Raw genomic sequence first — 24,423 nt, forward strand, 5'->3', positions numbered from 1 at the left:
GTGGCCGACCCTCCTCATTACTGCCGCTGATCAGGCCGAATCGGTCCCGCTATCTCGCGGTGCCTGGTCGCCGATCGCGGCTCCTGGCCCTGTTTCCGTCGACTAAACGATGAGCGCCCCGACCCCCGTCACCCGGTGGCCGTGAGCTGCAGGCGTGCGCGGAGGTCGGGGCCTTCGTGCGTCTTCACCCGGTAGCGCCGCTCGGTGATCTTGACGCCCTCGTGGCCGAGCTGCCGGGACACCTCGCCGAGGTCCTCGACGAGCGTAATGACGGACTTGCGGAAGGTGTGCGGCGTCACCCAGTCCCACTCGGTGCCCGCAGTAAAGCGGCGCAGCTGCTTCCGGAATTTGTTCGGGTCGCGGACGTCGACCGGTCGAGGAACAGGGACGGGAACACGAGCTCGCCGTCGCGGTCGCGGGCGGCGAGCATCTCGGCGACGAAGTCGGGGAGCAGGAGGCGGCGCCGCGACGTCGACGACTTCGGGTGCGTCTGGACGCTCATGCCGGCGCCCTCGGTCCAGAGGGTGGTCCCGTTGATCGTCGCGGTCGCGGCGTACACGTCGACGTCGGTCCAACGGAGGGCGAAGACCTCGCCCATGCGGGTGCCGGCGCCGGCCATGAAGTTGATCCGGTCGACGAAGAAGCTGGCACACTCGTGGTCGGTTTCCGGGTAGCTGGTGTTGTGGGTTTCGGTCGCGAGAGTTCAGTGGTTCGCTGCCATGCGGACGACGAGCCCGAGGCCGACGTCGCGCCGGACGAAGAACCGCCCGCGTCACAAAAGAGAACGGTGATAGTCAGCGAGGGGCCACCGCCTGTAGAGTCCCGCCATGCCTGACGAATTTGAGCGCAAGACCTCCGCCGACTACTACGCCGACGTGAACCGCGTGCAGCAGATGCGTGCGCCGCGAATGTCCATCACTGTCGGCACAGAAGCCGACAGGGAGTACCAAGAAACGACGACGATTTCCTACCTCACCGCGATGGTCGGTCACCTCTTGGAGCGGATCGAGCACCTCGAGGCAGCTACCGAGACGATCGATGGGGGGACGGCGAGCAGCACGTTCGACCGCACGATCGATGGCGGTTGCGCTGAGGGCTGATTCGGTTCCCATCACTTCATCAGGACCTTCTAGGGTTCCTAGAGCGGATAGTTCTAGAAGATGATCGGGGCGACTCACTTCCCGAACGCGGCCATGTCGAATTTCGAGACGTAGATCGCGGCGCACTAGTCCGTTGGGTAGTCCTTCTCGATCGCCGCCATGTTCGGCCGGCGGTTGTACTGGATCGCGACCATAAGGTTCCCCGTCTCGTGCGTCCCGAAGCCGTGGCCGTCGCGCCGCTGCTTCGCGATTGACTCCTGCCGCTCCTTTATTTCCGCGGCCACCGCGGCGAGGAGGGCGTACTCCGCGGCCAGCGCCGCGAAGTGGAGTGGCTCGCGGTAAGACTCGTCGTCGTTGTCGACCGGGACGGGCCGGGTGGCGGTCTGGGTGAGCACCTGAGTTGTGTCTTTCTACTGATGGAGCGTCAGGAGATCGGGGTGCCTCCGGGCACGACGGCCCAGGTGGTGGCGACGGAGCCGGTGTGACCTTTCTCGACGAAGAGCTTCGAGGCGCGGACGTCGACCACCGCAGTCGTACCTCGCCCTCGTGTTCGCCTCCTCGGGCTGCGGCGGCCCCACCAGTGCGACCTGACGGACCTCACCGAAGCACAAATGCCCGATCGCCAATTCTTCGAGAACAACGATGGGACATCCGCGTCGCCTCTCTGCTGAATGCGACGCTAGAGTCGCTTCATGGAAGTTGACGAGAGCCCGATCCTATCCTCAGAAGAAATTGCTCAGTACGCCACCTATTTTGCGGACAAACGGAAGGGCGTGATACGAGCCAAGCCCTACGGCAGCACTGCCGCGCAAATCGCACAGATCTTCAGTGATCTACTTGAGTCACTCTCGGGCGAACACACCTGGGCTATAGTTCAACTTCGGCGAGACTCGATGACCGAAATAGCGGATAGTGCAATCAGGGAGATAGAACGGCTTTCCATTGCTTCGTCTGACAGTGAAGTGCTTGACCACTTCGCCGAAGCCAGTACTTCGCTTGAGTCTTTGATTATCTTAATCGAAGAGCAGATGATCACGTTGACAAATTCAGCAGGCCTACCACACGAGTCGCTTCGATTGATTCGCATCTTCTCGTCTTCTCGAGTGCGATTCGCGGTTCTCGCTAGTGAGGCCTCGGCAACGAGTGCGCTGAAGGAGCTCAGTGCGCGGGTTGACACGCAAGTAGGCATTGCTGCGGATGCGGCGCAGCGGGCGGAGACCGCAGCCGAAAACGCGGCGAGGTCTGCGGGTGAGCGCGGCGCTACGGACTTAGAATCTGCCTTCAGCCGTTACGCCGAGGACGAGAATAAAACCTCAAAACGCTTTCGAGTTTCGACGATGACCATCCTGGGAGTGGTCGTGGCGGCCGCAAGCGCTCTCATTGCAGTTGAGTATCTTGCACCCGGTAGTACCAGCGGAGTGTTTGATTGGCGTCAGAGCCTTTACCACCTGGCATTCCTTTCTGCTCTATCCGCTTTGGCCGCATATCTTGCTAGACAATCAACACATCATCGTCAGACTGCCGTTTGGGCCGAGGGAATCGCAGTCCAACTCAGATCCTTCCTGGCCTTTGTCGATCCTATGAACGACCACGAGGCTCAATCGCGCGTCTACGAAGCGTTCGCAAGGAGAGTCCTCGGCTCACCACCTGATTTGGGGAAATCAGTCGATGAGACCGGAGCAACTCAACTACTCACCAGCATCGCGGAGCTGATCACGCGACGACCGAACTGAGCAGCATCCCCGAGGCTATCGGTAGAGTTAACACGCAAGTGATTCCGGTATCGGCGTCAGCGAGCAAGGTATCGACGTACCTGCGCAATTGCACGACCCTGTTGTCGCGAACCTTACCCGGCGATTGGTACTCCCGATGAGTGGTCTACTTGCGACAAGCGCGAACGCTTCGGCTGGATCTGCCTTGGCGACTATCAAGGCTTCACGACATACGCACGCATAATCAGCCGCGACAGCTGGGTCATTGGCGGCGGCGACACCCTGCACGACGTCGCGGGGGCGTTCCTCGCGTGGCGCGGCGCGGAGCGCTGATGTCGGTGGTCGGATGCACGAACGTCAGATAGGAGTCGCCTACGATCCGAACTACCCCCAACTCCCCCGTGTCTTCGTCGACTCGTCCGTTTAGGACTACCGCGACGCCGACGAGGAAGCGGCCGGGCCGGAGACGGGCCACTTCCGTCACGGCGCCGAGACAGACCGCCGCGGAGGGAGCGGATGATCGACCTCGACGTCCTGGCGTTCGCGAGCGGCCACGGCCAGAGTACGTCTGCGACGCATCCGATATCAGCAGTCGCGGGCGGGCGCTGCACTACGTTTCCGATGAGTAAGCGATGGCTGGACGTCTCACGCGACCCCGCGACCGGCCGGGTCCCAGCGTTTTCGTGCCCCCGGCAGGACTCGAACCTGCGACCGTCAGATTAGAAGGCTGCTGCTCTATCCGCTGAGCTACGGGGGCGTCTCGCCAGGCTACTACGGCGCCTCCACGAGGCGGCGTCGCCACGGCGCCGGCAGCGGGACCGGGTCAGGCGCCCCGCACGAGACCGAGCACGCCGACGACCAGGGACACCGCCGCAAGCAGCAGCGAGACGCCGATCAGGATCGTGTGGACGCGGAGGAACGTCGTGGCGCGGCCGGACGCGTCGCGGGCCCGCGGGTCCTTGCGCACCCGGCGGAGGAACGGCGGCCAGACGACGGCGTTCCAGACGGCGTTGGCGATCAGCAGCACGCAGACGAGGATCATCACGGAGAACGATTCTAGGAGGCGCTCCCCCGCCGCCCCGGCCGTGTCGGTGGCCGCGGATAGACTTCGGCGCATGAGTAGCGCCCCCGACCGTCTTGTCTGGATCGACTGCGAGATGACGGGACTCGACCTCGCCGTCGACGAGCTCGTCGAGATCGCCGTGATCGTCACCGACTTCGATCTCGAACCCCTCGACGAGGGGCTGTCTATCGTCATCCGCCCCGACGCGTCGGCGCTGGAGAACATGGGCGACTTCGTCCGGAACATGCACGAGACGTCGGGCCTCCTGAAGGAGATCCCGGACGGCGTGAGCGTCGCCGAGGCCGAGTACGAGGTGCTCGAGTACGTGCTCAAGCACGTCCCCGCCGAGCAGCAGGCGCCGCTCGCCGGCAACTCCATCGGCACCGACCGGGCGTTCCTGGTCAAGTTCATGCCGCGTCTCGACGCGCACCTGCACTACCGCAACGTCGACGTCTCGACCGTGAAGGAACTGGCCCGCCGCTGGTTCCCGCGCATCTACTTCAACGCCCCGGCCAAGCACGGCGGCCACCGCGCCCTCGCCGACATCCTCGAGAGCATCCGCGAGCTCCGCTTCTACCGCCGGGCCGTCTTCGTCCCCGAGCCGGGCCCCACCTCCGCCGAGGTGCAGGCCGTCTCGGCCGCCGTCGTGGACGAGTTCGCCTCGCGGATGTAGTACTCTCGTACAGTTGCTTCGCGGGTTCGCCCCGCGGAACACCGTCCTGGTGGGTATAGCTCAGTTGGCAGAGCGCCTGGTTGTGGTCTAGGAGGTCGCGGGTTCGAGCCCCGTTACTCACCCCAGTTGTAGAAGAACCAGCTCGGAAGGCCCGGAGTCGATGGCTCCGGGCCTTCCGTCTTTCCACCGCCGGAGATCCGACCGCTCCCCTACCCGATCGACGACGAGAGGCCAGGCGATGCTCACCCTCGACGAGGCCGAGTTCGAGACGCTGGTCGTCGCCGAGCTCGACGCCCTCCCGGACGACATGGTCGACGGGCTCGAGAACGTGGTCTTCGTGGTCGAGGACCGTCCCGAGGACGGCTCGCTCGATCTGCTCGGGCTCTACGACGGCGTCGCGCTGACCGAGCGCGAGCGCTACGGCTTCGGCGAGATGCCCGACCGGATCATCCTCTACCGCGAGCCGCACCTCGCCGCCTGCGAGACCCTCGACGAGCTGCGCGACGAGATCCACGTCACCCTCGTGCACGAGATCGCGCACTTCTACGGCATCGACGACGACCGGCTGCACGAGCTCGGCTGGGCCTGACCCCTCAGCCTGGAGCGATGGCCTCCGGGTCGCTCGAGTCCAGCACCAGGTCGGCGCCCTCGCGGGGACGCTCCCGCGCGCAGTAGCGCCGGAACTGCTCGTCCCAGGAGTCCCAGTGCGGTTCGAAGAGCGCGCCGTCGCGGGCGAGCGCGCGCTGCTTCCGCTGCGCCTCGTCCGCCTCGATCCAGACGGTGAGATCGGCGAAGCGCCGGCTCCGCTCCCCCGCGGCGCCGCAGCCCTCGAGCAGGAGGAGCGGTGCCTCGGCGGTGCGCGGGCCAGCGGCCGTGGCGGCCGCCCAGTTCCAGGCCTGCCAGCGCGCGCCGAGCCCGAGCGCATGCGGCCGGACGATCCGGTCCGCCGCGATCGCGACCGAGCGGTCCAGCCCCGACCAGCCGGGGTAGACGTCGTCCATCCGCACGAGCGTCGCCGCAGGAGCGCGGGCGGACCGCGACAGCTCCGCCAGCAGCGCCCGCGCGAACGTCGACTTCCCCGAGCCGCTCGGGCCGTCGAGCAGCACCGTGCGCGCCCGGCGGGCGACGAGGCCGGCGGCGAGCATCCGCGCGGTCGCCCCGGTGAGGTGCTTCGGGTCAGCCATTCAGCACGAAGCTCCAGGCGCCGGTCAGCACGGCCGCGGTGACCGCGACCGCCGCGATCGCCGCGCCGCCCAGCATCAGCAGCCCGTCGAACGCGCCCAGACGCGACTCCCGCGCCCAGGTCCGCGGCGTGTCCGAGCCGAAGCCCTTCGCCTCCATCGCCGTGGCCAGGCGGCTGCCGCGCCGGATCGCCAGCACCAGCAGCGAGAAGCTGCGGGCACCGAGACTCCTCAGCGCCGCGATCGGTCCGCGTCCGTCGGCCACGCCACGCGCCCGGCGCGCCATCGCGAGGGTGCGCCAGTCGTCGGTGAGCAGGCCGACGAGGCGCATCCCGGCGAGGCCGCCGAGGACGAAGCGCGCCGGCAGCCGGAGGATCTGCGCGAGCCCGTCCGCGAGATCCGTCGGATCGGTCGTCGCGATCAGCACGACGCTCGGCAGGCCGATGGCGAGCACGCGCAGGGCGATCGCGGCGCCGAGGGCGACGGAGCCCTCGGTGACGGAGACGAAGAGGAACTGCCCCAGCACCGCGCCGCTGTCGCGGCCGTAGAGCACCGTCGTGATGCCCGCGAGCGGCGCCGCGATCCAGACCGGAGCAGTGCGGCGCACCAGGTCGCCGAACCTGAGCCCGACGAAGGGCAGCGCGAGCAGCTCGAGCGCGAGCGCGGTCGCCGCGGACACGACGTCGACCGTCAGGATGAGGACGACGGCGATGACGAGGCTCGCGACGAGCTTCGCGACGGGGTTGGCGCGGGCGATGCGGCCGCGGGCCGGGATCGCGTCCAGGAGCGTCATCCGGTCACCACCGTCGGCTCGCCGAGGCGGACCACCGCGTCGGCGAGGGCCGACACCAGGTGCTCGTCGTGGGTGACGGCGAGCACGGCGCGGCCGTCCGCGCGCAGCTCGGCCAGCAGGTCGACGACCACGTCCCAGGTGCGCCGGTCCTGGCCGAAGGTCGGCTCGTCGAGCACGACGACGGCAGGACGCCGGACCAGCGCCGACGCGACGGTGAGCCGCCGCTTCTCACCGCCGGACAGGGTGAAGGGGTTCGCCTCGGCGAGGTGCGCGAGGCCCAGGCGCTCGAGCAGCTCGTCGGCGCGGCGCCGCTCCGCCTCGTCGCGAGCGCCGAGGTGCAGCTCCTGGCGCACCCGCGCCGTGAGGAACTGGTGCTCCGGCTCCTGGAAGACCATCGCGACCCGATCGGCGAGCTGTCGCGAGCTCCAGCGGTGCGGGTGCGGCGACGCTCCGTCGCGCACCGACGGGGAGGCCGCGACCTCGCCCCCGGCCGGCGGGAGGAGACCGGCGAGCGTCAGGGCGAGCGTGGACTTGCCCGCGCCGTTCGGGCCCAGCACTGCGGTCACCCGGCCGGCGTCGATCGTCAGGTCGAGGCCCGTCGCGATGAGGGGCGGCGTGCGGCGGCCGAACACGGGGCGGGCGAGATCGAGCGCGGCGGCGGTGAGGGCGGTCGATGCGGGTGCCGGCGACTCGACGCGCCGCTCCGGGTGCTCGCCGGGGAGCCAGACACCCGCTGCCACGAGGACACCGCGGGCGCGCTCGATCACGGGACGCGGCTCGCCGTCCGCGACGACCGTGCCGTCGGCGCCGAGCACGACGATCCGGTCGACGAGGTCGATCCAGACGTCGACGCGGTGCTCGACGACGATCAGGGTGGCGCCGGTGCGCGCCGTGGTCCGCTCGACCGCGGAGCGCACCTCCTCGACGCCGCGCGGATCGAGGTTCGCGGTCGGCTCGTCGAGCAGCAGCAGGCGGGGCTGCATCGCGAGGACGCCGGCGAGGGCGAGCCGCTGCTTCTGCCCGCCCGAGAGCGCGGACGTCGAGCGGTCGAGGGCGACGTCGAGACCGACGTCGTCGAGCGCGCGCCGCACCCGCGCCGGGATCTCCGCGCGCGGCACCCCGAGGTTCTCGCAGGCGAAGCCGACGTCGTCGCCGACGCGGGCCAGCACGGCCTGGGTGTCCGGGTCCTGGAGGACGAGTCCGGCCACTCCGCGGCGCTCCGCAGGCGAGGCGCCGTCGATGCTCAGCTCGCCCTCGTCGGCGCCGTCCTCCTCGCCGCCGAGCACCCCGGCCAGCGCGTGCAGGAGGGTGCTCTTGCCCGCGCCGGACGGGCCGAGGAGCAGGACGCGCTCGCCCGGCCGCACCTCGAGGTCGAGCCCTGTCACGGCCGCGGTCGACCGGCCCGCGTGGCGCCAGCTCCAGCCGCGGGCCCGGATCGACGCGCCGCTCATCGAGCGCCCGCGCCCGCCCCCTCGACCACGCGGCCCTCCCGGCCGGAGACGAAGCGGTCCAGCGCCCCGGAGGCGGCGAGGCCGCGCACCGCGAACCAGGGCAGGAGGCCGGCGAGGACGGCGCCGGACACGAGCGACGAGACGACGTAGACCGTGCGGAACAGGTCGTCGACGGCGGGGTAGTAGACCAGCAGGTCGTTGACGGCGAGGGCGAGGCCCGCGCCCGCTCCGGCGAGCATCGCGACGAGCGAGCGTCCGCTGCGGTAGAGGAAGAGGGCGAGCACGATCTCGGCGCCGAGGCCCTGGACAAGGCCGGAGAGCAGGACGGCGAAGCCCCACTGCGTGCCGATCAGCGCCGAGACGACCGCCGCGAGCAGCTCCGTGTAGAGCGCCGCGCCGGGCTTGCGGATGATGAGGCCGCCGAGCACGCCGGCGAAGAGCCAGCCGCCGCCGAGGAGGCCGCCGAGCCCGGGGAGGAACTCGAACGCGACGCCGAGGACATTGGTCGCGATGCCCCACGCCCAGAAGACGATGCCGGCGGCGACGGCCACGACGCTGGCCACGACGATGTCGACGACACGCCAGCGGAGGTCCCGGGGACGGCCGGCGGAGGAGGGCGTGGACTTCTGCGCGGCGGTGTTCTGCGCGGCGGTGTTCTGCGCTGGTGTGTTCTGCGCTGGTGTGTTCTGCACTGACGTGCCCTTTCGTGGAAGCGAAACGGGGCACGGGTCGAAGAAGAGGAGATCGAAACGTTCCTTCGCTGGCATGACCCAGATCAGGTTCGACGGTCGAAGGCTGCTGCCTTCCTCTCAGCCCGGTGCACCGGACTCCCGTGTTCGTCAGCAATCATAGACAGCATGTCGTGGTCGGTGGTGCTCGTCCTCGCCGCGGTCCTCGTGGTGCTCCTGCAGGTGCTGCTCTGGCGGCGCCGCTTCCGGATCCGCCGCGAGCTGCTCAGCTACGGCACGCGGGTGTCCGGTCGGGTGGTCGCGCAGGATCCGTCCCGCGGAGACGCCTCGGCGGGGCGCGATCTCGGGCGTCTGCTCGTCGCCTACCGCCTCGTCGACGGCGAGGAGCGGCACCTGGTGAAGACCCCGCAGCGGCGGGGCGACGCCTGGATGGCGGGTGAGCCCGTCGCCGTCATCTACGACCCGCGGCGGCCGAACGACGCCGAGCGGCTGATCGTCGGCTTCGGCCGGACGAAGAAGACCTGGTTCACGGCGCGGCCCCAGCGCTGAGACCGCGCCCGGGCTGCTACTTCTTGAGCGCGCGGATGATCCGCGCGAGCGCCTTGCCGGAGACCCAGACCAGCGGGACGCCGACGGCGAGGACCGAGACGATGTTCGGCTGGAAGCGCAGTCCCAGGTCGTCCTTGATGTAGGCGCCGATCGGCACCACGGCACCGCCGCCGCCACCGCCGCCGCCCTCCTGGCCGTCCTCGGAGCCGCTGCCGCCGCCGAAGCCGAACCAGCGGAGCGAGACGGGGACGAGCGAGACGCCGTCGACCTCGATCGGGTCTCCGTAGCTCGTCGCGGCACCCGCGGAGGTCACTTTGTCGGCCAGGGAGACAGCGATGTTGGGCATGGCCCGACGCTACTCCGCGGGTCGAACGGGCGACAAGCGGCGCACCGGCGCGCACAGGACTCCCCCACCTCCTCCCCGAGGTCTGCTGCGATGATCGTCGGATGCCGTCCCGCCCGCGCCGCCGCCGACCAGGTCGCGCCGCGACCGTCGCGGTCGCGAGCCTGCTGCTGGCGGCGTTCCTCGCCTTCCACCGCGTGCTGGGGGACGCGGCCGGCTGGCTGTCGGTGGTCGAGACCGCGATCCCGTGGTCCGGACTCGCGGTGCTCCTCCTCGTGGCCGCCGCGGTCGCTCTGCGCTCGCGCGGCGCCGGAGCAGCGGTGACCGTGCTCGTGACGGTCTACGGCGTGCTCGTGCTCCCGGTGGCGCTCCCCGCACCGGCGGTCCGCTCCGGATCGTTCACCGTGATCAGCCAGAACCTCGGCACCGGCGACGACGCCGGAGCGCTGGCGGCGGAGCTGGCGGCGAGGGAGCCGGACGTGCTCGCCTTCCAGGAGCTGGCCGGCGAGGATCGCGAGGCGGTCGACGCGGAGCTCTCGGACGCGTACCCGCACTCGTACGTGGTCGGCACGGTCGGGCTGTGGAGCCGCACCGAGCTCTCGAACGGCGAGCCGCTCGATCTCGGGCTGGACTGGAACCGCGCCCTCGCGGTCGACGTCGACACCCCGCTCGGGGCGACGCGGCTCTTCGTGGTGCACCTCGCCTCGTTCCGCCTCGGCGATCACGCCGAGCGCGACACGATGCTGGGCGGCCTCGCCTCGGCGCTCGCGGACGACGCGTCGGACCGCACGCTCGTGGTCGGCGACTTCAACACCGCGACCGACGACCACCTGCTCGCGCCGGTCCTCGACCAGGCGGCGCTGGTCCGCACCTCCGGCATCGGCTTCCCGGCGACCTGGCCGGCTCTGCTGCCGCTGGTCTCCCTCGATCACGCTCTGGCGGACGGGGTGCCCGCCGCGACCCTCGAGGTCCTGCCGCCGAACGGCTCGGACCACCGGCCGATCAGTCTGACGATCGGTTCCGCGTAGCGAGGGTGTCGCTGATGTCGATGCCCTTGGCCGACTCGGGAGCGGAGCGCGAGAGCAGCGACGCAGGCCGGACGGCCCCGGTGCCGAAGCGCGCCGAGACGCCGTCGACCGCCAGCTCGGCGTCGCGCCAGTCGTCGGAGTCGCTCCAGAGCGAGAAGGCGACGTCGTCGCCCTCGACGAGCTGCTCGCCGCGGACGCCGATCAGGCGCACGGGCCGGCGCAGCGGATTGGCCGCCTCGAGGAGCGCGGACGACGCGTCGTAGAGCACGCGCGCCACGTCCGTCGCCTCGGGCAGCGTGCGCGAGCGGGTCAGGGTGCTGAAGTCGCCGAATCGGACCTTGACGGCGACGGTGCGGCAGCGCACTCCGGAGCGGCGCATCCGCACGGCGACCTTGTCGCAGAGGCGCAGCAGCTCGCGGCGGACCAGCTCGGGGTCGGCGACGTCGTCCGCGAAGGTGATCTCGTGGCCGGCGCTCTTCTCGATCTGCCGGGTGTCGACCGGGCGGGGATCGACGCCGTTGGACAGCGCGTGCAGGCGGCGGCCGGTGGCCTCGCCGAGCGCCGAGACGAGGGAGGCGAGCGGCGTGGTCGCCACGTCGGCGACGGTCCGCAGGCCCCGGCGCACCAGCGCCTCTTCCGTGCTGGCGCCGACGCCCCAGAGCGCGCTCACCGGCAGCGGGTCGAGGAAGGCCTGCACCCCGTCGGACGGCACGACGAGCAGGCCGTCGGGCTTGGAGCGGCCGGAGGCGAGCTTGGCGACGAACTTGGTGCTGGCGATGCCGACCGAGCAGGTGAGACCGAGCTCGTCGTGCACCCTCCGGCGGATCTCGGTGCCGATGGCCCAGGGCGAGCCCGAGATGCGCCGCGCGCCGGCGACGTCGAGGAACGCCTCGTCGATGCTGAGCCGCTCGACGAGCGGGGTGAAGGAGTCGAAGATCGCCATCACCCGTCGCGAGGCCTCGCGGTACCGGTCCATGTGCGGCTCGAGGATGATCGCGTGCGGGCAGCGGCGGAGGGCGACGGCCATCGGCATGGCCGAGTTGATGCCGTACTTGCGCGCCTCGTAGGTGGCGGCGGTGACCACCGAGCGCGAGCCGATGTGGCCGACGACGACCGGCTTGCCGCGCAGCTCCGGGTGCTCGAGCAGCTCGACGGAGGCGAAGAACGCGTCCATGTCGACGTGCAGGATGCTCGCGCGCGGGTCGTCGAAGGGCTCGGTGGTGACCTGCCGCCCGCTGCCGTCCTGCTTGCTCACGTTCCGCCCTGCTCGAGTGGCGCACCGCTCCCCATGACGGCGGTGCTTCCGAGGATCATGGTCGCACGCACCACCGACACCGGGCCGCCCTCGCGCGGACCCGCCCCGGTGGGAATGGCGGCGCCGCTCAGGCGGTTGACCCGAGCACCCACGATCACTCCATCGGAGAAGACATGACGCACGAGCACGAGCCCGCCTCCCCCGACTCCGACCTGAGCCTCTGGCTCGATCTGCAGGCCCGCGCGCACGCCGCGTTCGAGATCCGCCTCGACGCGGTGGTCGACTGGACGGCGCCGACCCCCGACACCGAGTGGGACACGCGCGCGCTCGTTCTGCACGTCGTCCGCGAGCAGCAGCGGGCGCACACGCTCCTCTCCGGCGGCGACGAGTCGCCGATCCGCCTCGAGCCCGTCGCCGCCGATCTGCGGAGCGAGTGGACCCGGGTCACGACCCTGCTGCGCGCGGTGTCCCGCGAGGTCGACCCCGCCGCGGAGCTCCGCCTCGGCCGCGACACCGTCACCGCCCTGGAGCTGCTGCAGGAGCAGGTCGCCGACATCACCGTGCACACCTGGGATCTCGCGCGGGCCACCGGCAGCGAGGAGGCGATGGAGGAGGGCCTCGTCGCCGCCGTGTGGGAGCTCTTCGCGCCGCAGGAGGAGACGCTGCGCGCGAGCGGGCTGTTCGCGGCGCCCGTGCCGATCGACGCCACCGCGCCGCTGCAGAGCCGGCTGCTGGCGGTCACCGGCCGCGACGACCGCCTCGCCGCGTGAGCCGCGGCACCTGAGCGGCGCTGCACGAGCCGCACCACCTGAGAACGACCCCAGGCTGCCGACGGCAGGATGGGGAGGTCCGCGCCCACCGCGCGGACGGCACCAGGGGCCCAGCGCCCCGACGAGGAAGGGACACCCATGACACGCGTCGCCGTCATCGGAGCACACGGCAAGGTCGGCCAGCAGATCCTCCATCTGCTCTACGACGCCGGACACGAAGCGGTCGGAGTCGTCCGCAACCCCGACCACTCGGAGGACATCGTCCGCCTCGGCGGCGAGCCGCTCGTCCACGACCTCGAGCACTCCACCGCCGAGGACTTCGCCGGGCGACTGGAGGGTGTGGACGCCCTCGTCTTCACCGCCGGCGCCGGACCCGACTCGGGTCCCGAGCGCAAGCGCACCGTCGACCTCGGCGCCTCCGTCCTCAGCCAGGAGGCGGCCGCGATCGCCGGCATCCGCCGCTTCGTGCAGATCAGCGCGATCGGCGTGGACGCCCCGCTCGACGACGACACCGAGGAGGGCTGGCGCGCCTACGTCGAGGCCAAGCGCGACGCCGACACGGCGCTGCGCGGCACCGACCTCGACTGGACGATCCTCCGCCCGGGCGGTCTGACCAACGACGAGGGCACCGGCCGGATCGAGCTCGGCGAGAGCGTCGAGCGGGGCAGCATCCCGCGCGAGGACGTCGCCGCCACCGTGATCGCGGTGCTCGCCGATCCCTCCTCGATCGGAAGGACCTGGGAGATCGTCTCGGGCGACGTCGCCATCGAGGACGCGGTCGCGAAGGGCGCCTGAGCGCTCACCGGCCCGTCGGGCGCCGGGAGCCCTGCACCTAGAGTGGGGCGGGTGAGCACTCACCCGCCCCGCCCCTGGATCCGCAGCTACGCCGAGGGAGTGCCGGAGGAGCTGGAGCTCCCGGCCGGCTCGCTCGTCGACATCGTCACCGAGTCCGCGCGGCTCTATCCGCACCAGGTCGCGCTCGAGTTCTTCGGCCGCTCGACCAGCTACGCCCAGCTCGCGGACGACGTGGAGAAGGCCGCGGAGGGCCTGCGCCGGCTGGGCGTGCGGTCCGGTGACTCGGTCGCGCTGATCCTGCCGAACTGCCCGCAGCACGTGGTCGCCTTCTACGCGGTCCTGCGTCTCGGCGCGGTCGTCGTCGAGCACAACCCGCTCTACACGCCGCGCGAGCTGCGGCACCAGTTCGAGGACCACGGCGCGCGGGTCGCGATCGCCTGGGACCGCGTGGTGCCGCTCGTCCAGGACCTCCCCGAGGACCTCGGCGTCGAGACGATCGTCTCCGTCGACCTGACCCGGGCGATGCCCGCGCCGATGCGCGCGGCGCTCCGGCTGCCGATCCGCAAGGCCCGCGAGTCGCGCGCCGCCCTGACCGGGAAGGTCCGCGGCGCGATCGAGTGGGACTCGCTGCTGCGCCGCCGACTCGATCCGACGCACCCGCGGCCGACGGCGGAGGACCTCGCGGTCATCCAGTACACCAGCGGGACGACCGGCGCCCCGAAGGGCGCGGAGCTGACGCACCTCAATCTCACGGCCAACGCCGCGCAGTCCCGCGCCTGGGTGCCGACGGTCCGTCGCGGCGACTGCGTCGTCTACGCGGTCCTGCCGATGTTCCACGCCTACGGGCTGACCCTCTGCCTCACCTTCGCGATGAGCATGGGCGCACGGCTCGTGCTGTTCCCCAAGTTCGATCCGGACCTGGTCCTCAAGGTCGTCCGGAAGCACCCGGCGACGTTCCTGCCCGCGGTCCCGCCGATTGCCGAGCGGCTCGCCCTCCGTGCGAAGGAGAAGGGCGTCTCGCTGCAGGGCATCGGGATCGCGATCTCAGGCGCGATGCCGCTCGACCCGGATCTGGTCGAGTCGTTCGAGGCGCTGACCGGCGGCACGCTCGTCGAGGGCTACGGGCTGTCGGAGACCTCTCCGGTGCTGATGGCGAACCCGGTCAGCACCGCGCGCCGGGCCGGGACCGTCGGGCTGCCGCTGCCGGGGACGGACGTGCGGATCGTCGATCCGGAGGACCCGGAGACCGAGGTTGAGGCCGGCGGCCAGGGCGAGCTCGTCGTCCGCGGCCCGCAGGTGTTCCGCGGCTACCACCGCAAGCCCGACGAGTCCGCGGCCGTGTTCACCGCCGAGGGCTGGTTCCGCACCGGCGACATCGCGACGATCGACGAGGACGGCTTCGTCACCATCGTCGACCGGATCAAGGAGCTGATCATCACCGGCGGCTTCAACGTCTCGCCGTCGGAGGTCGAGGAGGTGCTCCGCCGGCTGCCCGCCGTCCGCGACGTGGCCGTCGTCGGCCTGCCGGACGCCCGCAGCGGCGAGCAGGTCGCTGCCGCGGTCGTCCTCGAGCCGGGTGCTCACCTCGATCAGGAGGAGGCGCGCCGCACCGTGCGCGAGGCGCTCACGCCCTACAAGGTGCCCAAGCGGATCGTCGTCGTCGACGAGCTGCCGCGGAGCATGATCGGGAAGGTGCTGCGCCGCGAGGTGAAAGCGCTGCTGCTCGACGAGTCCTGAGGCCGGGCGATCCTTCGCCGGCCTCAGGACTCGCGGGGGTCAGAAGTCGAAGCCTCCGCCGAAGTCGCCGCCCCCGAAGTCGCCGCCTCCGCCGATGTCGCCTCCGCCGCCGAAGTCGCCTCCGCCGTAGTCGCCCCCCGCGTCGCCGGCACCGGCGTCGCCGCCGTCCGCTCCCGCGTCTCCGCCGTCTGCACCGTCGGCACCCTCGGCCTGGACCGACTCGCCGACACCGTCGGGGATGAACGCGTCGGCGATGGCGGAGCCGATCACGAATCCGGCGATGGTGCCGAGCATCGACGAGGCGAGCACGCCGCCGAAGCCCATGCCGCCGGCGCCGCCGCCGGAGAAGCGCCGCTCCATGAAGCCGGGCTGGCGCAGCTCACTGCGGGTCGCGGACTGCGCGAGCGACTGCGCGTCGTCGGCGCGCGGGGCGTCGCCCGCGGGCGCACCCTCGCTGAGCTCGCGGAAGACCTGCTGGCGCTGCTCGGGCGTCAGCTGCTCGAACGCCTCGCGGTGGACCTGCTCGATCGCCTCGGGCGGCGCGGTGCGCAGGAGGTAGCGGTAGCGCTCGATCGCGATCTCGTCCTTGCTGCGCGCGGACTGCGCGGGCGGGGTGCCGTAGGACGGGGCGTCGGCACGGCGCTCCGCGGCCGCAGGGGCCGGGTAGCCGGCGGCGGGGCGGCGCTCCTCGGGTCGCTCTTCGCGGCCCAGCAGTCGGTCCAGGAATCCCATGATCTCCTCCTCGGCGCGGCAGGATGCGCACGCACAGCGCAACGCTAGGCCTCCCTCCGCAGGGATCGCTGAGGGTTCACTCAGAGCGAGCCCAGCGTCGGTCATCAGCCGTCGACGAAGACAGGAGAGGTGGCGCGAAGCGCCACTCCGTCTCCCTGCTGATCGAGTAGGCCGCGGAGCGGGCGCATCGAGCGGAGGGGGCGCCTTCGGCGCCAGCGCAGGGCGGGGAAGAGACTGACGTTCATGCGGTGGTGGGTCTCGATACGCCCCTGCGGGGCTACTCGACCAGCATGTCTGCGGGCGTCTCTTCCAAGTAGATCCACCCGCGTCAGAAGAGTCTGCACACCCGCCCTGCTGAGGACGGCGGGTCTCGATACGCCCCTCCGGGGCTGCTCGACCAGCATGAGGCGCGAGGGACATGCCGGCGCCCCCCTCAGACGGATGCCTCCGTTCCATGCTGATCGAGTAGCCCGCACAGCGGGCGTATCGAGATCCACCCCCGTCAGCAGGCGAGGTCTGCAGACCCCACACCGGGCGACGCTGGGTCTCGATACGCCCCTCTGGGGCTACTCGACCAACATGAGAGCGCGGCATGCGGAACGCGAGTCCTCCACGGGGAGAACGGCTCGCGGCACGCGAGACCTCCACGTCGGGTCAGGCGGACTCGCGGAGAACCAGCTGGTGGCGGACCGTGCGGTGCACCGACGGGCCGCCCTTCGGGAGGTCGCCGGCGATCATGGCGACGGCGAGGTCGAGTGCGTGCCGGGCGAGCTCGTCGAGGTCGACGGCGAGGGTGGTCAGCGTCGGCGCGAGCAGCCGTCCGATCGAGAGGCCGTCGATGCCGACCACCCGGACGTCGCCGGGCACGTCCACGCCCGCCCGGCGGCAGGCGGAGAGCACGCCGAGCGCGCAGAGGTCGTTGAACGCGACGATCGCGTCGGCGACCCGCGGCCGGGCGACGATCCGCTCGGTCGCCTCCGCCGCGGCTTGGGCAGTCGGGCCGTCGGCGCGGACGACCGAGGGCTCGAGGCCGTGCGCGGCGAAGGCGCCCAGCAGCAGCTGGGCCCGCCTGCTCGTCCGCGCGTCCCCCGAGACGTCGACGATCACCGGACGCCGCACGCCCGCTCCGGCGAGGTGCTCGGCCAGCGCCTCGACCGCGTCGGAGTGGTCGAGCACGACCGCGGCCCGCAGCGGATCACCGGTGGGATCGAGCTCCACCACGGGCACGGAGCCGAGCCGCTCGATCCACTCCGCGGCCCGATCGCCGAAGGTGCCGATCACCGCATCCGTCTGCGCGCCGAGCGCCTGGATCATCCGATCGGAGTCGGCGGCGAGGCCGACGTCCGCGAGCGACACGTTCCAGCCCCGCGCCGCGGCGACCCGGACGACGGCGGAGGCGAGCTCCGGCGACCACGGGTTCCGCAGGTCGTCGACGACGAGCCCGAGCTGGTGCTCGCCACCCGTCACCAGGCCGCGGCCGAAGCGCGACGGCCGGTACGACAGCTGCTCCGCCGCGTCGAGGACCCGCTGCTTCGTCTCCTCGCTGATGCCCGGCATGCCGTTCATCGCCCGGGTGACGGTCTGGCGGGAGACCCCGGCGGCCGCCGCGACGTCGTGGATCGTCGCGCGGCCGCCGGCCTCGGCACCGCTCAGGCGCGGAGGTCGAGCCACGCCGTCTGCTCCGGAGTCAGCTCGATCGACAGGCCGCGCATCGACGAGCGCAGCTCGGTGATCGTGCGCGGTCCGAAGAGCGGGAAGGTCGGGAACGGCTGCGCGAGCACGTAGGCCAGGGCGATGGCCGTCGCTCCGACGCCGTGCTCGGCCGCCAGCTGCTCGGCCCGGCGGAGCCGCTCGAAGTTGTCGGGCCCGTAGTAGCAGCGCACCAGCTCGGCGTCGCTGGTGTCGTCCGGGCGGGCTCGGCCGGTGAAGAAGCCGCGGGCCTGCGAGGACCACGGCAGCAGCGGGATCTGCCGCTCGACCAGCCACTCCTTCGAGGCCCGGTCGGTGACGTGCACGCAGCCGTCCCACGGCACGTCGTACGCCTCGGCCAGGCCGAAGTGGTTGCTCAGCGCCTGGAAGCCGGCCCGGCCGTTGGCCCGGGCGTACTCCTGCGCCTCGTCGAAGCGCGCGGGCGTCCAGTTCGAGACGCCGTAGGCGCGGATCCGCCCGGCGCGCTGGTGCTCGTCCATCACGTCGACGAACTCGCCCACCGGCACCTCGAGGTTGTCGCGGTGCATCAGGTAGATGTCGGCGTAGTCGGTGCCCTGGCGCTCGAGGCTCTCGAGCAGCTGGCGAGTGAGCGACTCCGGGTCGCAGTACGGGGTGTGCGCGCCCTTGGTGATCACGACGACGTCCTCGCGGATGCCGCGGTTCCGGATCCACTGCCCGAGACGGCCCTCGAGCACGCCGCCGCCGTAGATGTAGCCGGTGTCGAAGGCGGTGCCGCCCTGCTCGACGAAGGCGTCGAAGATCGCCGAGGCGTGCGCGAGGTCGGGCTGGTTGTCGACGCCCATCACGAGCCGCGACATCCGCTTGCCGACGCCGGGGATCTCGCCGGAGAGCATCGGCGCGTCCACAGCGACGCGCAGCGGCCGGCCGGAGACGGTGGGGATGTCCGCGGTCTCGGCCTCGAACGGGAAGCGCAGGCCGACCGCGGAGCGCCAGCGGTCGAGCGTGCGGGCGGTCGCGAGCGTCTCGTCGAGGGTCATCTGCGGCACCTCGACAGCGCCGGCGGCCAGGGCGTCGGTCGTCGCGTCCGCCTCGAGCGCGTAGGGACTCTCCCCCTCGAAGGCGACGATGCGGGGCTCCTCGCCGACGACGCTGATCTCGATGCCCGTCTCCGCGGCGCCGAACCACGGGTCGGCCACGTGCAGACGGCCGCGAGTGCCGTGGACGGTCAGGGCGTTCACGTCGTCCAGCGCCACTCCGGTGCGGAGGGTCGCGGTGATGCCGCCGCGGTAGGTCGCGCGGGCGACGCTCCACTCGTCGACGCCGGTCGGGCCGAGCGTGCCCTGCGCGTCGAACTCGACGGGCTCGGCGACCGCGACGCCGGTCGCGGCCTGGACCACGGCCGCCGCGGCGGTGACGGTGTAGCCGCCGACGTCGAGGATGCCGCCGCCGGCCGTCGCGAGGTCGTAGAGGCGGCCCTCGCGGGACCCGGTGCGGAAGGAGAAGGAGGCGTCGATGTGCACGACGTCGCCGATCACGCCGTCGCGGACGAGGTCGAGCAGCGCGGCGGTCTGCGGGTGGAAGCGGTACATGTACGCCTCGACGAGCGGGAGCCCGGCGCTGCGGGCGGCGTCGATCAGGGCCATCGCGGTGCCGTGGTTGACGGCGAGCGGCTTCTCGCAGAGCACGGCCTTGCCGGCCTCGAGCGCCTGGAGGACGAGCGCCGCGTGGCCGGTGTGCACCGTGGAGATGTAGACGGCACTGACCTGCGGATCGGCGAGGACCGCGGCGTAGTCGCCGGCGGTCGCGTCCGGGAAGCCGTGCTCGACGGCCTCGGCGGCGAAGGCGGCGGCGCGCCCCTGATCGGAGCTGCCCGCCGCGACGAGCCGAGCCCCGCGGCTGCTCGCCGGGAGCTGGGAGAGGAACCGGCGCGCGATGCTGCCGGGGCCGAGCACCGCCCAGCCCGGTGCGGTGGTGGTGGTGGGGGTGGAGTCGGTCATGCGTGGCCCTTTCGCGGCGTCGTCGACGTGAACGTTCACGCACCACGCTAGAGCGGCACGAGGGGCCGGGTCAAGCGTGGCGCGGAACGTCGCCGTGAACGTTCACCACGCGAAGAGAGACGCTCCCCCGCCACCGCTCCCGAGGGAGGCGGACGGGCGGAGGAGCGCCGGGGTCACTTCTGCTTCGGGACGACCACCCACATCACGAGGTACGCGATGATCTGCGGCCCGGGGAGCAGGCAGGAGAGCACGAAGAGCAGCCGGACCAGGAAGGGGCTCCAGCCGAAGCGGTTAGCGAGGCCGGCGCAGACGCCGGCGATGATCTTGCCCCGACGGGGGCGCACGAGAGTAGCCATGACTCCACTCTGGCGCAGGGCCGCTGAGTGGAGCATCAGGGGAACCCCCCGAACCGGCCTAGGGTGCGCCGTCCGGCCGCTCGGAGGCGATCCGCCGCGAGAAGCCCGCGGCGACCGTCGCATCCTCCTCCGGCCAGACCAGACGGAAGCGCTCGAAGACGACGGTGCCGATTCCGCCCGGCGACTCGCGCTCGAAGTAGCGGCGGTGCCCGGCGAGCCAGGACTCCCGCGAGCGGTCGTTCTCGCCCTCGTCCCAGGCGAAGGCGTCGTCCACGCTGTCGAGCGGACCGAGACGGATCTCGACGGTCCGCAGCACGACGCGGGCGACACCGGCGCCGTCGCAGACGATCCAGTGGTCGCCGACGCGGGGCACGGGCTCGTCGCCGACGAGCGAGGCCGTCGCGGTCTTGACGCCGCGCCGCACCAGGGCGAGCAGCTCGTCGGCGAGCTCGACCGAGTCGCCGAAGGACTCGACGAGGGGCAGTTCCTCGGGCACGCCCGGCTCATGCACCCGGTAGGCGGCCCAGAGCGCTTCCGCCGCCGCGGGGTCCGGCTCGGGCAGCGGGGTGCGCGCCGGAGTGTCGGGGAGCAGCGGGAGCAGGTTGGCCCCGGCGAGGGCGGCCGGCTCCTCGGGGTGGTTGTCGGGGGTCTCGACGCGCTCGAACGGCCAGCGCAGCAGCAGCCAGCGTCGCGCGTAGGCGTCGAGCTCCTCCTCGAGGCGGGACCCGACGAGGCTCGGCACCACCCACCAGGACGCTTCGGCGTGGTCGTCGCCGACGGGCCGGACGCTCAGGGCACCGAGGACCTCGGTCCAGTCCGCGCCGACCAGGAGGTAGGCGAAGAGGCGCCGATCGCGCGCGGCGGTCTCGAGCAGCCGGAGCGCGCGCAGGTCGTCACCCGGGGAAGCGGAGGGCAGGCCGCTCGGGTCGCCCTCCGGCAGCAGCGCGGCGAGCCAGCCGCGGCGCTGCCCGATCACCGGGTGCAGCAGATCCGCGTCGCTCGTCACGAGCGGGCGGAGGAACGCCCCGCCCGGCAGATCGAGCCGAGCGGGGACGGACGCGTCGCCGGGCAGGGTGCTCACGCCGCCGTCCGTTCCCCGCGCATCGACTCAGCCGGCCGCGCGCTCGAGGACGAGCTCGCGGACGCGGGCCGCGTCGGCCTGGCCCTTCATCGCCTTCATCACCGCGCCGATGACCGCGCCGGCGGCCTGGACCTTGCCGTCCCGGATCTTCGCGAGCACGTCGGGCTGCGAGGCCAGGGCGGCGTCGATCGCCTCGATCAGGGCGCCGTCGTCCGAGACGACCGCGAGCCCGCGGGCGTCGACGACCTCCTGCGGGGTGCCCTCGCCGGCGATGACGCCCTGGAGCACCTCACGGGCGAGGCGGTCGGTGAGGGTGCCCGCGTCGATCAGCCCGGCGAGCTCGGCGACCTGCTCGGGCGACACCAGCTCGGCCGGATCCTGCCCTGCCGCGTTGGCGAGCCGGGCGACCTCGCCGGTCCACCACTTGCGAGCGGCCTGCGGCGTGGCGCCGGCGGCGACGGTCTCGCTGATCTCGACCAGGAGACCGCTGTTCGCGACGTCCTGGAACTCGAGGTCGGTGAAGCCCCAGTCGGCCTTCAGCCGGCGGCGGCGGGCGGCGGGCTTCTCGGGCAGCGCGGCGCGCAGCTCCTCGATCAGCTCGGGGCTCGGCACCACGGGCAGGAGGTCGGGCTCGGGGAAGTAGCGGTAGTCGTCGGCGTCGCTCTTCGGGCGCCCGGCCGAGGTGCGGCCGGTGTCCTCGTGCCAGTGCCGCGTCTCCTGCGTGATCGTGCCGCCGGCGGCGAGGATCGCGCCCTGGCGCTGGATCTCGTAGCGCACGGCGCGCTCGACCGAGCGGAGCGAGTTGACGTTCTTGGTCTCGGTGCGGGTGCCGAGCTTCTCCTGGCCGATCGGCTTGAGCGAGACGTTCGCGTCGCAGCGGAGGTTGCCGCGCTCCATCTTCGCGTCGGAGATGCCGAGCGCGAGGACGATGTCGCGGATGGTGGCGACGTACGCCTTCGCGTACTCCGGCGCGCTCTTGCCCGCGCCGTGGATCGGCTTCGTGACGATCTCGACCAGGGGGACGCCGGCGCGGTTGTAGTCGACCAGCGAGTACTCCGCACCCTGGATGCGGCCGGTGGAGCCGCCGACGTGGGTCAGCTTGCCCGCGTCCTCCTCCATGTGCGCGCGCTCGATCGGGATGTGCACGACGCTGCCGTCGGCGAGCTCGACCTCCACCGAGCCCTCGAACGCGATCGGCTCGTCGAACTGCGAGATCTGGTAGTTCTTCGCCATGTCCGGGTAGAAGTAGTTCTTCCGGGCGAAGCGGCTGGACGGCGCGATCGAGCAGCCGAGCGCGAGGCCGAGGCTGATCGAGTAGCGGACGGCCTGCTCGTTGACGACCGGCAGCGAGCCGGGCAGGCCCAGGCACACGGGCGTCGTGTTCGTGTTCGGCTCGGAGCCGGCGATGTTCGGGGCGTCCGAGAACATCTTCGTCTTCGTGTTGAGCTCGATGTGCACCTCGAAGCCGAGGACCGGCTCGAAGCGCTCGAAGACCTCGTCGTAGTCCATCAGCTCGGGGGCGGACGCGTGCGCGGAGGCCATCAGACGGCACCTTCCTGGGGGGCGGAGAGCTGGGCGGCGGCGAGATCGGGCGCCTGCGAGAGCAGCGGGTGGCCCCACTGCTCCTCCAGGAGCGCCTCGAGCGCGCCGCCGACGGTGTAGAGCCGGACGTCCTGGCGGGCGGGGGCCAGGAACTGGACGCCGACCGGGAGGCCGTCCTCGTCGGCGAGACCGGCGGGGACCGAGATGCCGGGGATCCCGGCGAGGTTCGCCGGGATGGTCGCGATGTCGCCGCGGTACATCGCCAGCGGGTCGTCGAGCTTCTCGCCGAGCCGGTAGGCGGTGGTCGGCGCGGTCGGCGAGGCGATGACGTCGACCGAGGCGAAGGCGGCGTCGAAGTCGCGCTGGACGAGGGTCCGCACCTTCTGCGCGCTGCCGTAGTAGGCGTCGTAGTAGCCGGCCGAGAGCGCGTAGGTGCCGAGGATGATCCGCCGCTTCACCTCGGGGCCGAAGCCCTGCTCGCGGGTCGCGGCCATGACCTGCTCGACGGTGCCGCCGCCCTGCGGGGTGACCCGCAGGCCGAAGCGGACGGAGTCGAACTTCGCGAGGTTGCTCGACGCCTCCGCGGGGAGGATCAGGTAGTACGCCGCGACGGCGTGCTCGATGCTCGGCGCGCTGACCTCGACGATCTCGGCGCCGGCCTTCTCCAGGACCGCGAGGGCCTCGTGGAAGCGGGCCAGGACACCGGGCTGGAAGCCCTCTCCCCCGTCGAGCTCCTTGAGCACGCCGATCCGCAGGCCCTTCACGTCGGCGCGGCGGACCGCATCGGCGAAGGAGGGCCACTCGTCGCGGAGCGAGGTCGAGTCGCGCGGGTCGTGCCCGGCGATGACGTCGTGCAGGAGCGCCGAGTCCAGGACCGTGCGCGAGACCGGGCCGATCTGGTCGAGGCTCGAGGCCAGCGCGACGGCGCCGTAGCGGGAGACCCCGCCGTAGGTCGGCTTGACGCCGACGGTGCCGGTGACGTGCGCGGGCTGGCGGATCGAGCCGCCGGTGTCGGAGCCGAGTGCCAGCGGCGCCTCGTAGCTCGCGACGGCCGCGGCCGAGCCGCCGCCGGAGCCGCCGGGGATGCGGTCGAGGTCCCACGGGTTGTGGGTGGGGCCGTAGGCGGAGCGCTCGGTGGTCGAGCCCATCGCGAACTCGTCCATGTTGGTCTTGCCGATCGGCACGAGGCCGGCCGCACGGACCTTCTGCATGACGGTCGCGTCGTAGGGCGGGCGCCAGCCCTCGAGGATGCGCGATCCCGCGGTGGTCGGCATGTCGTTCGTGACGATGACGTCCTTGACCGCGAGCGGGACGCCGGCGAGCGGGTGCAGCGACTCGCCCTCGGCGCGGCGGCGGTCGATCGCGTCGGCCGTCGCGGTCGCGGCGTCGCCCGCGACGTGCAGGAAGGCGTGGACCGCGCCGTCGACCGCGGCGATGCGGTCGAGGTGCGCCTGCGTCGCCTCGCGCGAGGAGACGGAGCCGTCGGCGAGGCGCGAGGCGAGGGCGGAGGCGCTGAGGCGGACGAGCTCGTCGCCGTGGGCGCTCACTGCTCCTCCCCCAGGATCGCGGAGACCTGGAAGCGGCTGCCGTCGTGCTCGGGAGCACCGGAGAGCGCCTGCTCGAGGGTCAGCGTCTCGCCCACGACGTCGGGGCGGAACACGTTCTCGAGCGGGATGGGGTGGCTGGTGGCCGGGACGTCGGGGGTGGCGACGGCCTGGATCGCCGTCACCGAGTCGACGATCTGACCGAGCTCCCGGGTGAGGTTCTCGATCTCCTCGGTGGTGAGGTCGATCCTGGCCAGCGAGGCCAGATGGGCGACCGTGTCGGCCGTGATCTCGGACATGCGTCTCCGTCGGGTGGTTCGTGGGAATCGGCGTCCAGTCTAGCCAGGGGCACCGACGCTCC

At 71.7% G+C, this 24,423-nt stretch carries 27 protein-coding genes, 2 tRNA genes and 1 riboswitch; of the genes, 10 read left to right on the plus strand and 19 right to left on the minus strand.

Annotation, left to right across the window (positions count from 1 at the left end; genetic code table 11):
• Positions 1–128: 128 nt before the first annotated feature.
• Together MT351_RS06270 and MT351_RS06275 are read right to left on the minus strand one after the other, a co-directional pair.
• Positions 129–299 (minus strand): hypothetical protein, encoded by a 171-nt coding sequence (locus MT351_RS06270; protein WP_165909165.1) that lies wholly within the window; start codon positions 297–299, stop codon positions 129–131.
• Complete coding sequence (locus MT351_RS06275; RefSeq protein ID WP_132437868.1) at positions 296–619, minus strand: hypothetical protein; 324 nt, start codon at positions 617–619, stop codon at positions 296–298. The genes MT351_RS06270 and MT351_RS06275 overlap by 4 nt, the downstream gene beginning before the upstream one ends.
• A gap of 208 nt (positions 620–827) precedes the next feature.
• Between MT351_RS06275 and MT351_RS06280 the strand changes: the two genes are divergently transcribed.
• Positions 828–1,100, plus strand: a complete 273-nt coding sequence (locus MT351_RS06280; RefSeq protein ID WP_243581609.1) for a hypothetical protein — start codon at positions 828–830, stop codon at positions 1,098–1,100.
• Between the two features lie 125 nt (positions 1,101–1,225).
• Here the strand turns inward: MT351_RS06280 and MT351_RS06285 are convergent, their stop codons facing one another.
• Positions 1,226–1,495: a hypothetical protein gene (locus tag MT351_RS06285; RefSeq protein ID WP_132437866.1), complete on the minus strand. Its 270-nt coding sequence runs from the start codon at positions 1,493–1,495 to the stop codon at positions 1,226–1,228.
• A 297-nt stretch (positions 1,496–1,792) separates the two neighbouring features.
• Between MT351_RS06285 and MT351_RS06290 the strand changes: the two genes are divergently transcribed.
• Positions 1,793–2,833: a hypothetical protein gene (locus MT351_RS06290; protein WP_132437865.1), complete on the plus strand. Its 1,041-nt coding sequence runs from the start codon at positions 1,793–1,795 to the stop codon at positions 2,831–2,833.
• Between the two features lie 663 nt (positions 2,834–3,496).
• Here the strand turns inward: MT351_RS06290 and MT351_RS06295 are convergent.
• Together MT351_RS06295 and MT351_RS06300 are read right to left on the minus strand one after the other, a co-directional pair.
• A tRNA-Arg gene (locus tag MT351_RS06295) sits at positions 3,497–3,569 on the minus strand.
• Between the two features lie 66 nt (positions 3,570–3,635).
• Entirely contained in the window at positions 3,636–3,854 is a 219-nt protein-coding gene (locus MT351_RS06300) for an SCO4848 family membrane protein (protein WP_207901830.1), read from the minus strand.
• Positions 3,855–3,927: 73 nt separating this feature from the next.
• On the opposite strand from MT351_RS06300, the gene orn reads away from it, so the two are divergent.
• From orn to MT351_RS06315, 3 genes are all read left to right on the plus strand, one after another.
• Positions 3,928–4,548, plus strand: coding sequence for an oligoribonuclease (gene orn, locus MT351_RS06305; protein ID WP_123445774.1), 621 nt, complete (start codon positions 3,928–3,930; stop codon positions 4,546–4,548).
• Between the two features lie 49 nt (positions 4,549–4,597).
• A tRNA-His gene (locus MT351_RS06310) sits at positions 4,598–4,673 on the plus strand.
• 113 nt (positions 4,674–4,786) lie between these two features.
• Entirely contained in the window at positions 4,787–5,137 is a 351-nt protein-coding gene (locus MT351_RS06315) for a metallopeptidase family protein (RefSeq protein ID WP_123445773.1), read from the plus strand.
• A 4-nt stretch (positions 5,138–5,141) separates the two neighbouring features.
• Here the strand turns inward: MT351_RS06315 and MT351_RS06320 are convergent, their stop codons facing one another.
• The 4 genes from MT351_RS06320 to MT351_RS06335 are packed head-to-tail and all read right to left on the minus strand — an operon-like array spanning position 5,142 to position 8,665.
• Positions 5,142–5,732 carry an AAA family ATPase gene (locus MT351_RS06320; RefSeq protein ID WP_207901825.1) on the minus strand — a complete coding sequence of 197 codons (591 nt, stop codon included), beginning with the start codon at positions 5,730–5,732 and terminating at the stop codon, positions 5,142–5,144.
• The gene (locus tag MT351_RS06325; RefSeq protein WP_132437863.1) at positions 5,725–6,522 is read right to left on the minus strand and encodes an energy-coupling factor transporter transmembrane protein EcfT; all 798 of its coding nucleotides are present in this window, start codon (positions 6,520–6,522) and stop codon (positions 5,725–5,727) included. Before MT351_RS06325 ends, MT351_RS06320 begins: the two co-directional genes overlap by 8 nt.
• Complete coding sequence (locus MT351_RS06330) at positions 6,519–7,973, minus strand: ABC transporter ATP-binding protein (protein ID WP_165909164.1); 1,455 nt, start codon at positions 7,971–7,973, stop codon at positions 6,519–6,521. The genes MT351_RS06325 and MT351_RS06330 overlap by 4 nt, the downstream gene beginning before the upstream one ends.
• Positions 7,970–8,665: an ECF transporter S component gene (locus MT351_RS06335; RefSeq protein WP_132437861.1), complete on the minus strand. Its 696-nt coding sequence runs from the start codon at positions 8,663–8,665 to the stop codon at positions 7,970–7,972. The genes MT351_RS06330 and MT351_RS06335 overlap by 4 nt, the downstream gene beginning before the upstream one ends.
• Positions 8,666–8,708: 43 nt before the next feature.
• A riboswitch (TPP riboswitch) is annotated at positions 8,709–8,816 on the minus strand.
• A 14-nt stretch (positions 8,817–8,830) separates the two neighbouring features.
• On the opposite strand from MT351_RS06335, the gene MT351_RS06340 reads away from it, so the two are divergent.
• A complete protein-coding gene (locus MT351_RS06340; protein WP_243581610.1) occupies positions 8,831–9,211 on the plus strand; it encodes a DUF3592 domain-containing protein in 381 nt (126 codons plus the stop codon).
• A 16-nt stretch (positions 9,212–9,227) separates the two neighbouring features.
• On the opposite strand, the gene MT351_RS06345 is transcribed toward MT351_RS06340, so the two are convergent.
• A complete protein-coding gene (locus MT351_RS06345; protein ID WP_123445768.1) occupies positions 9,228–9,557 on the minus strand; it encodes a hypothetical protein in 330 nt (109 codons plus the stop codon).
• 101 nt (positions 9,558–9,658) lie between these two features.
• Here MT351_RS06345 and MT351_RS06350 point away from each other — a divergent pair, with 101 nt between their 5' ends.
• A complete protein-coding gene (locus MT351_RS06350) occupies positions 9,659–10,582 on the plus strand; it encodes an endonuclease/exonuclease/phosphatase family protein (RefSeq protein WP_243581611.1) in 924 nt (307 codons plus the stop codon).
• Here MT351_RS06350 and dinB read toward each other — a convergent pair.
• Positions 10,557–11,837: a DNA polymerase IV gene (gene dinB, locus MT351_RS06355; RefSeq protein WP_123736887.1), complete on the minus strand. Its 1,281-nt coding sequence runs from the start codon at positions 11,835–11,837 to the stop codon at positions 10,557–10,559. The genes MT351_RS06350 and dinB overlap by 26 nt on opposite strands.
• 173 nt (positions 11,838–12,010) lie before the next feature.
• On the opposite strand from dinB, the gene MT351_RS06360 reads away from it, so the two are divergent.
• From MT351_RS06360 to MT351_RS06370, 3 genes are all read left to right on the plus strand, one after another.
• Entirely contained in the window at positions 12,011–12,607 is a 597-nt protein-coding gene (locus MT351_RS06360) for a TIGR03086 family metal-binding protein (RefSeq protein ID WP_132437859.1), read from the plus strand.
• 138 nt (positions 12,608–12,745) lie between these two features.
• Positions 12,746–13,402 carry an SDR family oxidoreductase gene (locus MT351_RS06365; RefSeq protein ID WP_123736885.1) on the plus strand — a complete coding sequence of 219 codons (657 nt, stop codon included), beginning with the start codon at positions 12,746–12,748 and terminating at the stop codon, positions 13,400–13,402.
• A gap of 51 nt (positions 13,403–13,453) precedes the next feature.
• Entirely contained in the window at positions 13,454–15,139 is a 1,686-nt protein-coding gene (locus MT351_RS06370) for a long-chain-fatty-acid--CoA ligase (protein ID WP_132437858.1), read from the plus strand.
• Between the two features lie 39 nt (positions 15,140–15,178).
• Here the strand turns inward: MT351_RS06370 and MT351_RS06375 are convergent, their stop codons facing one another.
• From MT351_RS06375 to gatC, 8 genes are all read right to left on the minus strand, one after another.
• Positions 15,179–15,871 (minus strand): hypothetical protein, encoded by a 693-nt coding sequence (locus MT351_RS06375; RefSeq protein ID WP_243581613.1) that lies wholly within the window; start codon positions 15,869–15,871, stop codon positions 15,179–15,181.
• A 654-nt stretch (positions 15,872–16,525) separates the two neighbouring features.
• Complete coding sequence (locus MT351_RS06380) at positions 16,526–17,542, minus strand: LacI family DNA-binding transcriptional regulator (RefSeq protein WP_132437856.1); 1,017 nt, start codon at positions 17,540–17,542, stop codon at positions 16,526–16,528.
• Positions 17,521–19,539, minus strand: coding sequence for an aldo/keto reductase (locus MT351_RS06385; protein WP_243581614.1), 2,019 nt, complete (start codon positions 19,537–19,539; stop codon positions 17,521–17,523). Before MT351_RS06385 ends, MT351_RS06380 begins: the two co-directional genes overlap by 22 nt.
• Before the next feature lie 173 nt (positions 19,540–19,712).
• Positions 19,713–19,895 carry a PspC domain-containing protein gene (locus tag MT351_RS06390; RefSeq protein WP_123445760.1) on the minus strand — a complete coding sequence of 61 codons (183 nt, stop codon included), beginning with the start codon at positions 19,893–19,895 and terminating at the stop codon, positions 19,713–19,715.
• 58 nt (positions 19,896–19,953) lie between these two features.
• Positions 19,954–20,976 (minus strand): ASCH domain-containing protein, encoded by a 1,023-nt coding sequence (locus tag MT351_RS06395; protein WP_243581616.1) that lies wholly within the window; start codon positions 20,974–20,976, stop codon positions 19,954–19,956.
• Between the two features lie 27 nt (positions 20,977–21,003).
• Positions 21,004–22,518, minus strand: a complete 1,515-nt coding sequence (gatB, locus tag MT351_RS06400; protein WP_132437854.1) for an Asp-tRNA(Asn)/Glu-tRNA(Gln) amidotransferase subunit GatB — start codon at positions 22,516–22,518, stop codon at positions 21,004–21,006.
• Entirely contained in the window at positions 22,518–24,065 is a 1,548-nt protein-coding gene (gatA, locus tag MT351_RS06405) for an Asp-tRNA(Asn)/Glu-tRNA(Gln) amidotransferase subunit GatA (protein WP_132437853.1), read from the minus strand. Before gatA ends, gatB begins: the two co-directional genes overlap by 1 nt.
• Positions 24,062–24,361, minus strand: a complete 300-nt coding sequence (gatC, locus tag MT351_RS06410; RefSeq protein WP_123445757.1) for an Asp-tRNA(Asn)/Glu-tRNA(Gln) amidotransferase subunit GatC — start codon at positions 24,359–24,361, stop codon at positions 24,062–24,064. The genes gatA and gatC overlap by 4 nt, the downstream gene beginning before the upstream one ends.
• Positions 24,362–24,423 lie beyond the last annotated feature (62 nt).

The sequence above is a fragment of the Rathayibacter sp. VKM Ac-2926 genome (assembly GCF_022815565.1).
In the GTDB taxonomy this organism is placed as follows: domain Bacteria; phylum Actinomycetota; class Actinomycetes; order Actinomycetales; family Microbacteriaceae; genus Rathayibacter; species Rathayibacter festucae.

Coding starts and splice junctions, on each gene's coding strand:
- MT351_RS06280 (WP_243581609.1), top strand. CDS start 828: ATGCCTGACGAATTTGAGCGCAAGACCTCCGCCGACTACTACGCCGAC.
- MT351_RS06320 (WP_207901825.1), bottom strand. CDS start 5,732: ATGGCTGACCCGAAGCACCTCACCGGGGCGACCGCGCGGATGCTCGCC.
- MT351_RS06325 (WP_132437863.1), bottom strand. CDS start 6,522: ATGACGCTCCTGGACGCGATCCCGGCCCGCGGCCGCATCGCCCGCGCC.
- MT351_RS06340 (WP_243581610.1), top strand. CDS start 8,831: ATGTCGTGGTCGGTGGTGCTCGTCCTCGCCGCGGTCCTCGTGGTGCTC.
- gatC (WP_123445757.1), bottom strand. CDS start 24,361: ATGTCCGAGATCACGGCCGACACGGTCGCCCATCTGGCCTCGCTGGCC.
- gatB (WP_132437854.1), bottom strand. CDS start 22,518: ATGGCCTCCGCGCACGCGTCCGCCCCCGAGCTGATGGACTACGACGAG.
- MT351_RS06365 (WP_123736885.1), top strand. CDS start 12,746: ATGACACGCGTCGCCGTCATCGGAGCACACGGCAAGGTCGGCCAGCAG.
- MT351_RS06385 (WP_243581614.1), bottom strand. CDS start 19,539: ATGACCGACTCCACCCCCACCACCACCACCGCACCGGGCTGGGCGGTG.
- MT351_RS06360 (WP_132437859.1), top strand. CDS start 12,011: ATGACGCACGAGCACGAGCCCGCCTCCCCCGACTCCGACCTGAGCCTC.
- MT351_RS06315 (WP_123445773.1), top strand. CDS start 4,787: ATGCTCACCCTCGACGAGGCCGAGTTCGAGACGCTGGTCGTCGCCGAG.
- MT351_RS06350 (WP_243581611.1), top strand. CDS start 9,659: ATGCCGTCCCGCCCGCGCCGCCGCCGACCAGGTCGCGCCGCGACCGTC.
- MT351_RS06300 (WP_207901830.1), bottom strand. CDS start 3,854: ATGATCCTCGTCTGCGTGCTGCTGATCGCCAACGCCGTCTGGAACGCC.
- MT351_RS06375 (WP_243581613.1), bottom strand. CDS start 15,871: ATGGGATTCCTGGACCGACTGCTGGGCCGCGAAGAGCGACCCGAGGAG.
- MT351_RS06275 (WP_132437868.1), bottom strand. CDS start 619: ATGGCCGGCGCCGGCACCCGCATGGGCGAGGTCTTCGCCCTCCGTTGG.
- MT351_RS06330 (WP_165909164.1), bottom strand. CDS start 7,973: ATGAGCGGCGCGTCGATCCGGGCCCGCGGCTGGAGCTGGCGCCACGCG.
- MT351_RS06290 (WP_132437865.1), top strand. CDS start 1,793: ATGGAAGTTGACGAGAGCCCGATCCTATCCTCAGAAGAAATTGCTCAG.
- orn (WP_123445774.1), top strand. CDS start 3,928: ATGAGTAGCGCCCCCGACCGTCTTGTCTGGATCGACTGCGAGATGACG.
- MT351_RS06390 (WP_123445760.1), bottom strand. CDS start 19,895: ATGGCTACTCTCGTGCGCCCCCGTCGGGGCAAGATCATCGCCGGCGTC.
- MT351_RS06345 (WP_123445768.1), bottom strand. CDS start 9,557: ATGCCCAACATCGCTGTCTCCCTGGCCGACAAAGTGACCTCCGCGGGT.